We start from the raw sequence: 13,441 nt of genomic DNA on the forward strand, positions 1-13,441 counted from the left end.
GCCGCCTGCTTGACTCTCGACTGGGTCGAGCCCCCAGAGTCCATGGTGTGGAGAGTGTAGTGGCGGACGACGTGCGTGATGACCTGCGCGGGATTGGGCAGATGGCCCGGGAGAGTGGGCTGACGGTCAGTGCCTTGCGGTTCTATGACCGCGTCGGCGCGCTGGTCCCGGCAACGGTGGACCCCGACACCGGCTACCGCTGGTATGCCGGGCGGCAAGTCACCCCGGCCCGCCTGCTGGCCCGGCTACGCCGGGTCAGCATGCCGTTGGCGCAGATAGCCCAGGTGTTGGCGGCGCTGCCGGACACGGGCGCCGCGCACCGCCTGGTCGACGACCACCTGCGCCGCCTGGAAGACGGCCTCGCCGACGCCCGCCGCGAACTCTCCCGCGTCCATCAGCTGCTCGACACCCCGGAGGCAACCATGACCAGTCCCACCACCACCCGCATCAGCATCGCCGCCGCTGAACTGGCGGCCACACTCGACGCGGTCCGATTCGCAGTCAGCACCGATCCCGCGCTGCCCATGCTCGGCGGCGTGCTCCTCGCGGCCACCACCGACCGGTTGGAGACCGTCGCCACCGACCGGTTTCGGCTGGCGTTCGCATCAGCGGCGGCCACCGTCAACGGCCCGCCGGTACGGGCGGTAGCACCGACGGACTTCATTGACGAGGTGCGGGGATTGCTCAACTCCACCGCACACCCGGCAGTGTTGGCCATTGCTGATAACAGCATTCTGGCCGAGGTGGCCGGACACCAGGTGGCCGGCGTGGCGTTGTCCGGTGAGTTTCCTGACCACCAACGGCTGCTCAGTGGCCAGGCCGGGCCCCTGCGGGTCACCGCCGATGTGGCTGCGTTGCGGGCCGCCCTTGCTCCAGGTGTGGCACCGCTGATCACTGAGGAACACGCCGGGGTCACCTATCCGGTGGCCGTCCTGACCGTGCACCCCGACGGCGGGCTTGCCGTGGTCGACCCGTCGCGGTGGGACGCCGAGGACCCCCGTACTGTCGCGGTCAACCCGGAATTCCTGCTCCAGGCCCTGGACGCCGGCGCAAGCGGTCAGCTCGTCCTGGATCTGGACGGCCCGATTCGGCCCCTGGCCATCCGGGCACCCGGCGACACTGGGCGCTTCTCGATCCTGATGCCGGTCCGGCTCTGAGCTGGTAAGGCACGCCGCTACGGGATGGGTGCGCCGGGTCACCGGTACATCATCCCCGAGCCCAGCGCGCCATACCGACCGCTCAGCTACTCGAAACCGGGCCACAGCGAGAATGCAGGTGCGCCGTTGTCAACCCTTCCCCGGCCCGCGTCGCAGGTTCACCGACTGCTGGCATCCGATGTCGCGACGCACTGACATTCACCTGTCGCTCAACGGTCTGTGATGACGAGGGGTTGAGGTAGGTGATGATCTCTGGGTATCGACGATGTCACCCCCGCACATCCTGCGGCGCACCTTCGCCACCGACATGCTCCGCGACGGCTGCGGAAGAAGGCAGCCACGCAGGCGTGTCAGCGGGAGCCGGCGAGGACTGAGTTCATCTGGGCCAGCAGAGCCTGAAACGTCCGGTGACGCCACGGCGTCACCGGGAGGCTCCTCGGGCAAACGCTGGACCGTCACCAGGGCCTGACTGGTCGACGCCAGCGCCAAGGCCTCAGCTGCGTTCGCGGCCGCTTCCGAGTACTCCCCGTCGGCGCCCAGCATCGACGCCAGTTCCGCCAGTTCCTTGGCGAGGGACACCGCGCTGGCGGCGCCGACGTAGCCGGTTGCGGCGGAGTCGCGCAGCCGCGCCACTCGGTCACGCGCGGCACGCAGATCACGATCTTGGTCGGGCGACATCGCACCAACCTAGCGATTCATGACGTAGGACACCCTTCCGGCCGCCCCGCTCCCTGGGTTACCGGCCACGCGTCCGCGAGTCGGTTCCTCCATGCGGTGCGGTGTGCTGACTCGAAAACGATCGGGGGCCGGCCCCAACGGCCCCGCAAGACCGGATCTTCATACCCGCAAACCCGGCGCCGAGGTGATGGGAGCGCTCGTGGCGGTGATTCGGCGCCGCCGAACAGGGTAATCAGACTTGGTGAAAAACGACGTTAATGACCGGTTCGTGCGCGTCCGGGGCGCCGCCGAGCACAACCTTCGGAACGTCGACGTCGACATTCCCCGCGATGCCATGGTCGCCTTCACCGGCGTCTCCGGTTCGGGCAAGTCGTCGCTGGCCTTCGGCACGCTATACGCCGAGGCGCAGCGCCGGTACTTCGAGTCCGTCGCGCCGTACGCCCGCCGGCTGTTGCAGCAGGTCGGTGCGCCGCACGTGCAGGAGATCACCGGCCTGCCCCCGGCCGTGGCCCTGCAACAGCGTCGCGGGGCACCCAGTTCGCGGTCGACGGTCGGCACCATCACCACGCTGTCCAACCTACTGCGGATGCTCTACTCGCGCGCCGGGACCTACCCGCCGGACGCCCCGCGGCTGGAGGCCGAGGCGTTCTCCCCCAACACCGCGGCCGGCGCCTGCCCACGGTGCCACGGACTGGGCGTCGTGCACGACGTCGCCGAGGACCTGCTCGTCCCCGACCCGTCGCTGAGCATCCGCGACGGCGCCATCGCGGCCTGGCCGGGCGCCTGGCAGGGCGCCAACCTGCGCAGCGTCGTGAGCGGCCTGGGGATCGACATCGACAGACCGTGGCGCAAGCTCAGAAAGAAGGACCGGGACTGGCTGCTCTACACCGACGAGCAGCCGTCCGTCCTCGTCGAGCCCGAGCGTGACCGCATCGACAGCGGCTACTACGGGAAGTTCTGGAGCGCCCGTCGGCACGTCATGCACGTGCTCGCCGACTCCAAGAGCGACCGGATGCGCGAGCGGGCGATGCGGTTCGTCCGGAGCGTGCCCTGCCCGGTGTGTCACGGCAGCGGCCTGCGCCCGGAGGCGCTCGCGGTGACCTTCGCCGGCCACACCATCGCCGACGTCAACGCGATGCCCCTCACCGCCGTCGTGGCGCTCCTGCGGCCCGCCGCGGGGTTGTCCGGGGCCGGGGCTGCCACGCCGACCGCCCGGTCCGGGGAGACGACCGAGGTCGCGGTCCGGCTCTGCGCCGACCTGGTCGCGCGCGTCGAGGTGCTGCTCGACCTCGGCCTGGGGTACCTCAGCCTCGGGCGCCGCTCGACGACGCTGTCGCCCGGCGAGGCGCAGCGCCTGCGTATCGCCACCCAGTTGCGTTCGGGGCTGTTCGGGGTCGTCTACGTGCTCGACGAGCCCTCCGCGGGCCTGCACCCGGCCGACGCGGAGCCGCTGCTGGACGTGCTGGACCGGCTGAAGGCGGCGGGCAACTCGCTGTTCGTCGTGGAGCACGACATGGACGTGGTCCGGCGGGCGGACTGGGTGGTCGACATCGGCCCCGGTGCGGGCGAGAGCGGCGGACGCGTGCTGTACAGCGGTCCGGTCCCCGGCCTCGAACAGGTCGAGGAGTCGGCCACCAGCCGGTACCTGTTCGGCCGTGCCGAGCCGCTCGACCATCGCCCGCGTACGCCCCAGGGCTGGCTGCACCTGCGCGGCGTCTCCCGCCACAACCTGCACGGCGTGTCCGTCGACGTGCCGCTCCGGGTGCTGACCGCGGTGACCGGGGTGTCCGGTTCCGGGAAGTCGACGCTGGTCACGCAGGTGCTCGCCGAGGTCGTGCGCGGCCACCTCGGGCTGGCGAGCGACGAGCCCGACGAGGCGGAGCTCGACGTCGACGTGCGGGACGCGGCGGGGCTCGACTCGTTCGACCGGCTGGTCCGGGTCGACCAGCGGCCCATCGGCCGCACGCCCCGGTCCAATCTGGCGACCTACACCGGGATGTTCGACGCGGTGCGCAAGCTGTACGCGGCGACGGACGAGGCGCAGGCGCGCGGGTACGCGGCCGGGCGGTTCTCCTTCAACGTCGCGGAGGGGCGGTGCGAGACCTGCCAGGGCGAGGGGTTCGTCGCGGTCGAACTGCTGTTCCTGCCCGGGACCTACGCGCCGTGCCCGGCCTGCCACGGCGCGCGGTACCACGCGGAGACGCTGGAGGTGACCTACCGCGGCAAGAACATCGCGGACGTGCTGGCGATGTCCGTCGACGGCGCCGCCAAGCTCCTCGCCGACGTCCCGGCCGCCTCCCGGAGCCTCGAGACGCTCCGGGAGGTGGGGCTGGGCTACCTGCGGCTGGGCCAGCCGGCGACCGAGCTCAGCGGTGGCGAGGCCCAGCGCATCAAGCTCGCCACCGAGTTGCAGCGGGCCCGCCGCGGCCACGCGCTCTACCTGCTCGACGAGCCGACCGCAGGGCTGCACCCCGCGGACATCGCGCTGCTGCTGCGGCAACTGCACCGGCTCGTCGACGCCGGCAACACCGTCGTCCTGGTCGAGCACGACCTGGACACGATCGCCGGCGCCGACTGGGTCATCGACCTCGGCCCGGGCGGTGGGGACGCGGGCGGCCGGGTCGTCGCGACCGGCCCTCCCGCCACGATCGCCGAGGCCGGGGACAGCGCGACCGGGCGCCACCTGGCACGCCGCCTCGAACGCTTCTGAGCGGGTGACCTCCCCGGCCGTCAGCGCTTCATGCGTGCTCGATCGCCTCGATGATCCGTGGGCGCAGCTCGGCCGCGCTGATGATCGCGTCCACCGAGCCGATGTCGATACCCACTACTACGCTCGTGATACTCACGTCGCATCGCCTTTCGATAAGCGCTGAGCCTGCTGTCGGTGACCTCCCGCGAGGCGGCCGGTCCGCCGTACTCGCCGGGGCGATGACCGGGGTCACGATGCAACCGCGGCCGTGTGTCGTAGCTGGGCGTCCGGCATGGGGTAGCGGCGCCGCAGAGCGTGCGCGCTGCCGGCTGGGGCCGCGGTGTCGTGCACGTCGGATGTGAGCAGGTCGACGACGTCGGTGACCCCGGGGACCTGCTCGGCCATCCGTGCGGCGGCGAGGGCGGTCGTGCGGCGTGCGGTGCGGCCGGTGATGGTGACGACGCCGTCGTCCACGGTGACCTGCACCGCTCCCGGACGGATTCCGAGCTCGTCGAGCAGGACCCGTTGCATCACGTCGTCGCGGATGACGGAGTCCAGACGGTCGCGGATCTTGAAGAGGTCCGATCTGCTGACGATGCCCCGCAGCTTGCGGTCGGCGTCGATGACAGTGGCGCCGGTGACCTGCGGCTCGTATCCATTCTCGCCCCGTCCGGCGTGCCTGGTCAGGGCCAGGAATCCCAGACAAGGAGGGTCTAAACTGCCGGTTGTCGGCAATGAACGTTGGGGGCGCTGGGGTCGGGAGGCGTGGCGCGGGTGAGCGACGGCGGACGGCAGCGCGGCAAGCGCCGGCCCGTGACACCGGAACCGGACGACGCCTGGCTGGTCGGCGTCGCCGAAGGCGCCAGTGGCGATGCCGGCGGGGTCCCGGTGGAGCTGCTCGGCGAATACCTGCCCCTGCTGGCCGACGCGGCGGCATACGGGCGTCAGGCCGAGCGCCGTGAGCTCGACGCGGTGGGCCAGCTCGGTCGTCGCGCCGCCGAGCAGGGCGTGTCCGCGGGCCGGGTGGTGCAGCTCTATCTGTCCGCGGCGCGACGGCTGTGGAACGACCTGCCGATGGTGGTGCGCTCCCGTGACCGGGAGGTGGTGCGCGCGGCCGCGGCGGCGGTGCTTCAGGTGGTCGACGACGCGGTCGCGACGCTCGCCGAGGGGTACGCGGTCGCCCGTCGGGATCTGGTGCGCCGGGAGGAATTGCTGCGCCGGGAGTTGATCGACGACCTCCTGCGCGGCGACTCCGATCTGGGCACGCTGGTGGAGCGGGCCGAACCGTTCGGGCTTGACCTCGCCCGGGTCCATCAGGTGGCGCTGGCCGCGCCGAGCCGGCGTCTGCCGGACGCCGACGCGGCGATCAGCGCCCTGGAGGCCGTCGTCTTCGACCGGCTCGGCGACCGCGACGTGCTCGTCGCGACCAAGGACGGCCTGCTGGTCGTGCTGGCCCCGGCCGATGCCGGGGTGGCGGGGCGGCTGTCGCCCGCGCGTGAGGCGGCCGACGACCTCGGCCGGCTCACGCACCGGGAGCTGAGCCGGTTGCCCCGCGGACGGCCCTGGCGGGTCGCCGTCGGGCGGCCCTACCCCGGCCTGTACGGCATCGCCCGCTCCTACGAGGAGGCCCGCGAGGCGCTCACCATGGCCGGCAGACTGCACACGGACACGCCGGTCATCAACGCCCACGACGTGCTGATCTACCGCGTGCTGCTGCGCGACCAGCCGGCCATCGTCGACCTGGTGCAGGCCGTGCTCAGCCCGCTCAGCCAGGCGCGTGGGGGAGCGGGGCCGCTGCTCGACACGTTGCACGCCTACTTCGAGACCGGGGCGGTCGCGACCGAGTCGGCGAAGCGGCTGCACGTGTCGGTGCGTACGGTCACCTACCGTCTCGACCGGGTCAAGAAGCTGACCGGGTACGACCCGGCCGACCCCGCTCACCGGTTCACGCTGCAGGCGGCCGTGCTCGGCGCCAAAGTGCTCAACTGGCCGCAGGAGCCACTGCCCGTTCCGGCTTGATCCGACGTCCTTGCGTCTAGCCTGACGGGTGGAGAGCGAGGGGAGGTCGGAGGTGGACGTGCGGATGCCTGCCGCGTTCATCGGCCACGGAAACCCGATGAACGCGCTGGAGGTGAACCGCTACACCACCGCCTGGCGGGTCTTCGGGGCGTCGGTGCCGCGCCCGCGGGCGATCCTGGTGGTCAGCGCGCACTGGTACATCAACGCCACCGCCGTGACCACGATGCCCAGGCCGCGGACGATCCACGACTTCTACGGCTTCCCGCAAGAGCTCTTCGAGGTGCAGTATCCGGCGCCTGGGCTGCCCGAGCTGGCGGCCGAGGTCAGCGATGTCGTACATCCGACCTGGGTCGGCGCGGACGTCGACAGCTGGGGCATCGATCACGGCACCTGGTCGGTTCTGACACACGCGTTTCCCGACGCCTCGGTGCCCGTCGTCCAGTTGAGCATCAACGCCAACAAGCCGATGGACTACCACTTCCAGCTCGGCGCGAAGCTCGCACCGCTGCGGGAGCGTGGCGTACTGATCGTCGCCAGCGGCAACGTCGTGCACAACCTGGGCGGGATGGACTGGAAGCTTGCCGACGACGGCTACGACTGGGCCCGGCGCTTCGACGAGGATGCCAAGGTCCGCATGCTGACCGATCCGAGCGGATTCGCGAGCCTCGACGCACATCGGGACTACCGCCACGCTGTGCCGACGCCCGACCACTTCATCCCCGCGCTGTATCTGGCCGGTCTGGCGGCCGCGGCCGACCAGGCGGACACGTCGGTACTGGTGCACGGGTACGCCTACGGGTCATTGTCGATGACGGCCTACACCCTGGGCTGTCCTGCCCAGAAGCCCCAGGGCGCCGGCGGCTGCTCGCGGCCGCCGGCCGGCCTGCCGCCCGACGGCTCCAACATCTGACCGCACCGGCACGGTCTCAGCGCACCGGGCGGGCCGCCGCGGTGAAGGCACCGTACGGTTTGCGCCGCCGGCAGGGGACACACCGAGTGGCTTGCGGCGCGGCTCGCAGCCTGCCGAGCGGGATCGCCTTGTCGCAATCTACGCAACGGCCGTAGGTGCCTTCGGACATGCGCCTGAGCGCGTGCGCCGTCTCGGCGATCCCCTGCCGGAGGTACGCGGTCTGCACGGCCAAGGTGCGCATGTCACGGCCGAATTGCTGCGGCAGTGCAGCGTGCACCGTCATCCGCGTCAGCCGATCAGTGTCCACGGCGTACCGCTCCTCGAGCATGCCGCGGAGCAGCTCCATCGGCTCGGCGAAAGGAGCGGCCGGTTCGTGCAGCGTTGTGCTCATGATGCCTCCGAAGGTGTGCGCCGCCGCCACCTGGCCACTGGCCAGGCGTCGGCGGGTGACGCAGGAACGACATGACTGCCGCCCGGCTCCCTTCGGGCGCCGAGCCTGTTCACTGCTTCACCCGTTGTGCTGCTGACACGGCATACAGAACGGGGTGTGGGGCAGCAGCTCCAGCCGTAGGAGCGGAATGGGGATCCCGCAGTTCTCGCACCGGCCGTAGGAACCCTCGGCCAGCCGCCGCAGCGCGCCAGTGATCTGCTCCAGGCTGTGCCGGGTCGCAGCCAGCAGCGCAGCCTGGTTATGTGCCTCGCCGGGATCGACGGTGAGGTGCGCCTTCCTGAGCTCCTTGAACCGGGCCGTCTGCCGCGCGAATTCCTCGCTCAGCGCGGCATGCAGCGACGACAAACGATCATGATCAGAGGCCTTGGTATTGACACTCATGTCTGCTCCTTGGTGGCAATCGATCTATAGGAAGGGGGCGAAGCTTTGTCGGCTTCGCCCCCACGATGCCGGTGGGCGCAGCCCGAGGCCGCGCTCACCGGAAGCCTCGGTGTCACCCCGCCGAGGCGACCTTGTCCGGCATGCGCCGGCCGGGCTTCCTCCGCCGCCGGCGCTTGCCAGCCGGTGGGAACGGATCGGCGCTGAACGGGTGGGTTCGGCTGACCTTGGAGCGAACCAGGTCCGTATCGTCGAAGTCGAACCGGATCCGGTTGACCACACGCGAGACGCCTGGCACGTCTGTCGTCAGCATGGCGGCGATGCCGGCGGTCGATCGCCGATCCACCGTGCCGGTCAGCGTGGCGACCCCGTCCCGTACGGCCACCCGCACCTGCTCCGGATGAATCCACATCCGACGACGCAGCAAATCCTCAATATCCCGGCGGACCGGGGTGTCGGCACCCACGGTGCTCATCTCGTGCCTCGCCCCGTCGCTGACCTTGCTCTGCATGTCGAAACCTCCTCGAACTGCCGCGGTCCGGGTCTAGACCCGGGCCGACAGTTCATGACCGGAAAGCGGATGGCTTGCATCAAGCATCACCAGCCTGTCGCCCGGCGACCACGGTCCGCGACGGCGACAAACCACGCCATTGTTTGCCGACCGTCGGCAACCTCCCGCGCACCCGGTGTGAGTCTCGGTGCACTCTGAGCCGGATCGCCTTCCTCAGCGCGCCCGAGTCGCCTTCGCGGCCTGTCCGTATTCCAGACCAAAGCAGCTCCAGGCGGTTGATCCAGAACCGTATCTGGGTGACTGCCTCAAGATGGCGGGCTGCCGGAGCGCCGGGCACCAGCTCGCCCGCGTCCAGCCGCAGGATCCGCCCGTCGCGGCGCACGGTCGCGATGGTCACGCTCAACGTGCGCAGCGCCTCGAGCGACGCCTCGGCCCGCGATTCCTGCACGTGCCCGATGGTTGCGTTGAACAGCACCACGATCGCGATCGGCATCTCCCACTCGCGGCTGACCAGCAGCGACACGACCCCCGAGACCAACAGGATCAGGATCAGTAGGGTCCTGGAACTGACGCAGGAACGCCCGAGCAGTGTCGCGGTGGCGACGCTGCACCATGCGCACCGACCAGTCCTAGTGGGTCGCGCCCGAGCCGGTCGGAGATCGAATCGAGATCTCGGACGTGCACTACGCCTACGACACCGGCCGCGACGTGCTCAATGGTGTGAATCTCAATGTACGACCGGGAACGCCTGGCGATCGTCGGCATGTCCGGCGCCGGCAAATCCACCCTGGGCCGACTGATGGCCGGCGTGGATGTGCCGCGTACAGGCAACATCACGGTCGGCGGTGTGCCGGTATCGAGACCGCGAAGGACGCCGACCGCATCGTGGTCATGGACAGCGGCCGGGTCAGCGAGGGGAGGCATGGCACGGCCCCGCCGACGGCGACCGGGAACGTGTTCAATGAGTTGAAGACCAGGCAGGCGCTGGGGACAGGTCGAGCGACTGCCGCGCTACGCCGGGGTCGGTGCGGCGATCTCCAGGAGGGTGCCGAGCTGCCGGAATGTCTCCGGCTTGACCCAGTAGTAGACCCAGGTGCCGCGACGCTCGTAGTCGACCAGGCCGGCCTCACGCAGCAGCCGTAGGTGGTAGGAGATGGTCGGGCCGGAGAGGTCGAACGCGTCGGTCAGGTCGCACACGCACGCCTCAGCGGTCGAGGCGATCAGCGACATCAGCCGCAGTCGAACCGGGTCGCTGAGTGCCTTGAACATCGGGGCGACCGCGACGGCCTGCTCGTGGCTGAGCGCCTGGACCGCCAGAGGTGTGCAGCACGCCACCGTGGCCGCTGCAACCTCAGCCTCTTTCGGATTAGACATCTCTCTAGCTTGACAGATCTCTAGATAGAGGGCAAGCTTGGCACTGCTTAGAGAGTTCTCTAGTCAGCCAGGTCGACCACGGAACCAGCGCCTGTGCACTACGAGTCCTCAGAGCCGGCGTCGGCGTCTGCCTGCCTGGCCCGACCTATCCGTACAGTCACGAGGGAGATCGATATGACCACCGAGCCCACCACCCAGTCCGCCACCACTACGTCGAGCTGCGGCTGCAGCAGCACCACCAGCATGGCGGCGCCCGTCGCCACCAGTCCCTGCTGCGGGACCGCCACGGCGGCGGCCGAGGCAGGCGCCTGCTGCGACCCGAAGGCCAAGACCGAGGCGGTCGCTTCCGGCGCCTCCTGCTGCGGCTGACCGATAACCACAACCTGTCCGAGCTGACCGACCACCACGACCGATCCGAGGGGGAAACCACAATGATTTCGCAACCATCTGACCTGCCGGTCGTGGTGGTCGGCGCCGGGCCAGTGGGCCTCGCTGCTGCCGCGCACCTGCACGAACGGGGCCTGCCGTTCGTCGTCCTGGAAGGCGGTGCGAGCGCCGGCGCCGCTGTCCGCGAGTGGGGGCACGTGCGGCTGTTCAGTCCGTGGCGCTACAACATCGACGCCGCGGCCCGCCGACTGCTCGACGCCGCCGGGTGGGCCGCGCCGGACCCGGAGCTGTTGCCGACCGGCGCCGACCTCGCCGGCGACTACCTGGAACCCCTCGCCAAGCTGGCCGACCTGGCCCCGCACATTCGCTACACCGCGCGCGTGGTCGGTTTCGCCCGACTGGGCGTGGACCGGGTCCGAACAGTCGGCCGCGACACCGCGCCGTTCCTCGTCCGGCTGGCCGACGGCACCGAGATCACCGCCCGAGCGGTCATCGACGCCTCCGGCACCTGGCGCACCCCGAACGTGCTCGGCGCCACCGGTCTGCCCGCCCTCGGCGAGACCGACGCCGCGAGCTTCGTCGAGGCGTCCATGCCTGACGTGCTCGGCGCCGACCGGGACCGGTTCGCCGGCCGGCACACCCTCGTGGTCGGCGCGGGCCATTCCGCCGCCAACACCCTGCTCGCCCTCGCAGCCCTGGCCGAGGCGGAGCCGGGCACGCAGGTCACCTGGGCCATCCGCGGTGGCAACGCCGACCGTGCCTACGGCGGCGGGGACGCCGACGCGCTACCCGCCCGCGGCGCGCTCGGCAGCCGGCTGCGCGAGCATGTGACCGCCGGCCGAATCGCCCTGCTGACCGGGTTCTTCACCCACCGCCTGGAGGTCGACGGCGGCCGGGTGACCGTGGCCGGCCGCGACGCGAACCGTGGCGAGCAGCGGGTGACAGTCGACCGGATCGTGGTCGCCACCGGCTACCGGCCCGACCACACCATCACCGCAGAGCTGCGCCTGGACCTCGATCCGATCCTGGAGTCCACCCGTGCCCTGGCCACGCTCATCGACCCGAACGAGCACTCCTGCGGCACCGTCCCGCCGCACGGGGTGGACGAGCTGACCCACCCCGAACCCGGCTACTACACCGTCGGCATGAAGTCCTACGGCCGAGCGCCGACGTTCCTCATGGCCACCGGATACGAACAGGTCCGCTCCATCACCGCGGCCCTGGCCGGGGACTGGAGCGCCGCCCGCGACGTGCAGCTGGAGCTGCCCGAAACCGGGGTGTGTTCCACCAACCTCGTCGCCGACGACCAACTCCCCGGTGCCGACGAGAGTGGCTGCTGCGGCAGTGAGCCCGCGACGGTTACGGCCTCACCGGGTCGGGGCCTGGCCACCGGGATCAGCGGCGGCCTGCTCGTCGCACCACTGACCGTGACCGCTGTGCCGGCCGGCGCGGAGGCGGCCGGCGGCTGCTGCGGCGCATGACCACCGCCGCCGGCGCCGCCCCCACCACACCGGTCGGGGGCGGCGCCGGCATTCGCCGAGGCTGGGCAATCGTCGGGGCGCTCGCGGTCACGCAGACCGTCGGCTACGGCGTGCAGATGTACGCCTTCACCGTTCTGCTGCTGCCGATGGCGGCCGACCTGCACGCCTCCACCACCGCTGTCACCGCGGCGATGACGGCCTCCGTGCTGGCCGGTGCCGTGGCCGCGGTACCGGTCGGGCGGTGGCTGGACCGCCGCGGCGGACGTGTCCTGATGACCACCGGCTCGGTCCTCGCCACCCTGTTCGTGGCCGCGTGGTCGCGGGTCGACAGCCTCCCCGAGTTGTACGCCGCCCTCATCGGCGTGGGCCTGGCCGGGGCGATGATGCTCTACGAACCGGCGTTCGCCGTCGTCGTCACCTGGTTCCCCGACCCGCGAACCCGCGCCACCGCCCTGCTTGCCGTCACCGTCGTGGCCGGCTTCGCCAGCTCGATCTTCCTGCCCCTGACCGGCTACCTCGTCGCCGCGCACGGCTGGCGTATCGCGCTGCTGATCCTCGCCGTCGCGCACGGCGTGGTCACCATTCCGCTGCACGCGCTGTTCGTCCGCCGTCCCACCGCGACCGCTGCGGGCGTCGGTGATCCGCCACCGACGGTGCACCGTCCGATGCGTACGGTGCTCTATGACCGCCGGTTCGTGCTGCTCGCCGTCGCGTTCGTGGCGCACGCTGCCGCGTTGTCGGCGTTCACCATCCACCTGGTCGCATACCTGGTGGAGCTGGGTCATTCCGCTGCGGTGGGCGCGAGCATCGCGGGGCTGCTCGGGCTGCTGTCGGTGACCGGCCGGCTCGCCACCACCGCCGCCCAGCGCCGGCTCCCGCCCACGGTCGTGGTCGCCACCATCTTTGCCCTGCAAGCTCTCGCCGCGGCCGCCCTTCCCCTGATCGGCGCCACCGTCGCCGGAGCGGTCGCCGCGGTCGTGGCGTTCGGGCTCGGCTTCGGCGTGGCCACCATCGCCCGGCCGTTGTTGCTCACCCACCTGTTCGGCACCGCTGGCTTTGCCACCCTCGCCGGCGCACTCGCCGTGCCGGTCATCATCGCCAGGGCCCTCGCCCCGCTCGGCGCGGCGGCGGTGCACGACAGCACCGGCAGCTACCCGGCAGTCTTCGTCACCATCGGACTCGGCTGCGCGGTCGCCGCGGCCGGTATCGCCCGGCTGGGACGAAGCTCGCCGCGCACCGCCGACCGCGCCCTCAATGTGCTGCCACCACCGACTGGAACCCATGGCTGATCGGTCGCCAGTTACCCCGGTGCCAACGCTTGCCGAGACCTGCTTCCTCTCGCCGGGAGCGGCCGTTGGCGAGACCCTGCGTTTCGCAGCGAGCCGTCTCGTACGACCGAGAAGGAC

At 70.9% G+C, this 13,441-nt stretch carries 14 protein-coding genes and 1 pseudogene; 7 read left to right on the top strand and 8 right to left on the bottom strand.

Annotated features, from left to right (window positions below):
* The first annotated feature begins 83 nt into the window (after positions 1-83).
* On the top strand, positions 84-1,157 hold the full coding sequence (locus ACMCNO_RS07780; RefSeq protein WP_412753650.1) for a MerR family DNA-binding transcriptional regulator: 1,074 nt from the start codon (positions 84-86) through the stop codon (positions 1,155-1,157).
* A gap of 198 nt (positions 1,158-1,355) precedes the next feature.
* Here the strand turns inward: ACMCNO_RS07780 and ACMCNO_RS07785 are convergent, their stop codons facing one another.
* The gene (locus ACMCNO_RS07785; protein ID WP_412748720.1) at positions 1,356-1,835 is read right to left on the bottom strand and encodes a hypothetical protein; all 480 of its coding nucleotides are present in this window, start codon (positions 1,833-1,835) and stop codon (positions 1,356-1,358) included.
* A gap of 241 nt (positions 1,836-2,076) precedes the next feature.
* Between ACMCNO_RS07785 and uvrA the strand changes: the two genes are divergently transcribed.
* Positions 2,077-4,545, top strand: a complete 2,469-nt coding sequence (uvrA, locus tag ACMCNO_RS07790; RefSeq protein ID WP_412748721.1) for an excinuclease ABC subunit UvrA — start codon at positions 2,077-2,079, stop codon at positions 4,543-4,545.
* 228 nt (positions 4,546-4,773) lie between these two features.
* On the opposite strand, the gene ACMCNO_RS07795 is transcribed toward uvrA, so the two are convergent.
* The gene (locus ACMCNO_RS07795) at positions 4,774-5,259 is read right to left on the bottom strand and encodes a BON domain-containing protein (protein ID WP_412748722.1); all 486 of its coding nucleotides are present in this window, start codon (positions 5,257-5,259) and stop codon (positions 4,774-4,776) included.
* A 39-nt stretch (positions 5,260-5,298) separates the two neighbouring features.
* On the opposite strand from ACMCNO_RS07795, the gene ACMCNO_RS07800 reads away from it, so the two are divergent.
* Both ACMCNO_RS07800 and ygiD read left to right on the top strand, forming a co-directional pair.
* The gene (locus ACMCNO_RS07800; protein WP_412748723.1) at positions 5,299-6,543 is read left to right on the top strand and encodes a PucR family transcriptional regulator; all 1,245 of its coding nucleotides are present in this window, start codon (positions 5,299-5,301) and stop codon (positions 6,541-6,543) included.
* A 64-nt stretch (positions 6,544-6,607) separates the two neighbouring features.
* Entirely contained in the window at positions 6,608-7,453 is an 846-nt protein-coding gene (gene ygiD / locus ACMCNO_RS07805; protein ID WP_412748724.1) for a 4,5-DOPA dioxygenase extradiol, read from the top strand.
* 16 nt (positions 7,454-7,469) lie between these two features.
* Here ygiD and ACMCNO_RS07810 read toward each other — a convergent pair whose 3' ends face one another.
* The 4 genes from ACMCNO_RS07810 to ACMCNO_RS07825 all read right to left on the bottom strand — a co-directional run bounded on the left by ACMCNO_RS07810 (position 7,470) and on the right by ACMCNO_RS07825 (position 9,316).
* Positions 7,470-7,844, bottom strand: coding sequence for a TraR/DksA family transcriptional regulator (locus ACMCNO_RS07810; RefSeq protein WP_412748725.1), 375 nt, complete (start codon positions 7,842-7,844; stop codon positions 7,470-7,472).
* A 117-nt stretch (positions 7,845-7,961) separates the two neighbouring features.
* Complete coding sequence (locus tag ACMCNO_RS07815; RefSeq protein ID WP_412748726.1) at positions 7,962-8,285, bottom strand: TraR/DksA family transcriptional regulator; 324 nt, start codon at positions 8,283-8,285, stop codon at positions 7,962-7,964.
* 112 nt (positions 8,286-8,397) lie between these two features.
* A complete protein-coding gene (locus ACMCNO_RS07820; RefSeq protein ID WP_412748727.1) occupies positions 8,398-8,793 on the bottom strand; it encodes a BON domain-containing protein in 396 nt (131 codons plus the stop codon).
* 79 nt (positions 8,794-8,872) lie between these two features.
* The gene (locus ACMCNO_RS07825; RefSeq protein WP_412748728.1) at positions 8,873-9,316 is read right to left on the bottom strand and encodes a hypothetical protein; all 444 of its coding nucleotides are present in this window, start codon (positions 9,314-9,316) and stop codon (positions 8,873-8,875) included.
* Between the two features lie 122 nt (positions 9,317-9,438).
* On the opposite strand from ACMCNO_RS07825, the pseudogene ACMCNO_RS07830 reads away from it, so the two are divergent.
* Positions 9,439-9,652: pseudogene (locus ACMCNO_RS07830) on the top strand (ATP-binding cassette domain-containing protein); the annotation flags it as partial.
* A 152-nt stretch (positions 9,653-9,804) separates the two neighbouring features.
* On the opposite strand, the gene ACMCNO_RS07835 reads toward ACMCNO_RS07830, so the two are convergent.
* Entirely contained in the window at positions 9,805-10,167 is a 363-nt protein-coding gene (locus tag ACMCNO_RS07835) for an ArsR/SmtB family transcription factor (RefSeq protein WP_412748729.1), read from the bottom strand.
* Positions 10,168-10,265: 98 nt separating this feature from the next.
* A complete protein-coding gene (locus ACMCNO_RS07840) occupies positions 10,266-10,574 on the bottom strand; it encodes a hypothetical protein (protein WP_412748730.1) in 309 nt (102 codons plus the stop codon).
* Positions 10,575-10,598: 24 nt separating this feature from the next.
* Between ACMCNO_RS07840 and ACMCNO_RS07845 the strand changes: the two genes are divergently transcribed.
* Entirely contained in the window at positions 10,599-12,035 is a 1,437-nt protein-coding gene (locus tag ACMCNO_RS07845; RefSeq protein ID WP_412748731.1) for an NAD(P)-binding domain-containing protein, read from the top strand.
* On the top strand, positions 12,032-13,324 hold the full coding sequence (locus tag ACMCNO_RS07850) for an MFS transporter (RefSeq protein WP_412748732.1): 1,293 nt from the start codon (positions 12,032-12,034) through the stop codon (positions 13,322-13,324). Before ACMCNO_RS07845 ends, ACMCNO_RS07850 begins: the two co-directional genes overlap by 4 nt.
* Positions 13,325-13,441 lie beyond the last annotated feature (117 nt).

The organism is Krasilnikovia sp. M28-CT-15 (assembly GCF_047159595.1).
GTDB lineage: Bacteria > Actinomycetota > Actinomycetes > Mycobacteriales > Micromonosporaceae > Actinoplanes.